This window comes from Phocaeicola sp. RTP21198st1_B8_RTP21198_201120 (assembly GCF_040929485.1).
Lineage (GTDB): Bacteria > Bacteroidota > Bacteroidia > Bacteroidales > Bacteroidaceae > Phocaeicola > Phocaeicola dorei.
Map to the genome: position 1 here is coordinate 555 of NZ_JBCOCI010000225.1, position 1,475 is coordinate 2,029.

2 protein-coding genes are annotated in these 1,475 nt (G+C 37.2%); both read right to left on the minus strand.

All coding sequences use genetic code 11. The features are described 5' to 3' along the window. A partial coding sequence (locus AB5935_RS24795) for a DUF4270 domain-containing protein (protein WP_368327733.1) occupies positions 1 to 1,002 on the minus strand: 1,002 nt, incomplete at its 3' end. Between the two features lie 21 nt (positions 1,003 to 1,023). Beyond that, positions 1,024 to 1,475 (minus strand): glycogen/starch synthase (locus AB5935_RS24800; RefSeq protein WP_368327734.1); only part of this gene is annotated, 452 nt, incomplete at its 5' end.

The following is a 1,475-nucleotide window of genomic DNA, read 5'->3' on the forward strand; positions in this document are numbered from 1 at the left end:
TATCGTTTGTGTCTCATTTTTTAATTGATTAGCTTGAATTACTTCACGAGTAGTGGCAAAGGTACGATATCCATAGTAGGTCGAGTCTTTATATTTTCCATCTTCTTCTGCTACTTTCTTTTTCAATTTAATACCAGTGAGTGTATCAACTGCATAGCATTTATACACAACATTCATTTGAGCTTGGTTTATGTAAAGCACAGTACCATCACCATAATCACTTTTTACGTAAATGCCTTTGAATATTTTTCTGAATGTTTTATTATCAAAATTAACGCCAAATTTGTTAGCTTCTTGTATAATCTTTGTGCCAATTTCTATTGCAGCGTCCTGTTTAAAAGAAACATGTACGCTAGGTACATATGTACTGAGTTTGCGGATAGAATCTTTAACAGATAAATCGACTGCTGTATAGGCCTTAGTTCCCAGTAGATTTTCAGGATTATAAAATTCTTCAGGCTCAATATCTGTATAATATGCATTCTCTTGATTAAGTTCTTTTTCAGCCTCTCCTAGTTCGTAAACACTTAAACGACATGCAGTTAATGAATCTCCAAAATAGCTGCTATACCATAGGTAAAGTTCGATTGTATGGATGTTACCAATAATCTTATTTTCATCATCACGTATGAAAGTGACATCTTTATTATCTTCATTATCGTCCCCTACCATTATTTGAGTAGCTTTCCCTTTGCTGTCTAAAGCTGTCTTATTGTATACTCCAGGGAAAGTCATTCCTTCAGGGCAATTTAGTTGTGCCAAGAAACCTGCCTGATAAGTTCCGAATGTTTCATCAGTGAACTTACCTACATAACCGACATTTGTCATTGCATATATCTTACCGGCATGAACAGATTCGGTAATTACATCAAATGTAGATAGCTTTCCATTGATATCCCGGTCGCTTTCTGGAAACATTCTCAATCCCAGTCCGGCAGTGTTGTCATCACAACCCCAAAAGGTGATTGCCAGTAAAACTATTAAGGCGTATTTTGCTTTCATGATCGTCGTATCTTGATTTTTTTATTCTTCTTCGTTTGCAGTAGCATCCCATACCTGATCGTAGAACTCGTTGCAGGCATCTGCATAGTTTTCCGGGTTTTGGTAGTCAAGTACCAATTTGCCAGATTGGCGGGCATATTCAATAATAGACTCGTCTACCTTTTCGCTGTTTTGTATTACTCCGTCCGAATAATCAACGGCGAGTTTGCACAGAGCAGCATAGTCTACCGGCTCTTTCAAATCACCTAAATCTTTTTTAGAAATACCTTTCAGCATCAATTTGGCTGCGAAATCGTCGCTAAGTGTACTCTTGAAATCATCTTCATAAACAGAGAATACCACTTTAGCGTAGCGAAAAGAAGGTTCGTCTTTATAGGCTTTCTTAATATAAAGAGGAGCTAAAGCTGTCATCCAGCCATGACAGTGAATGACATCAGGACACCAGCGAAGTTTTTTCACTGTTTCCAATACAC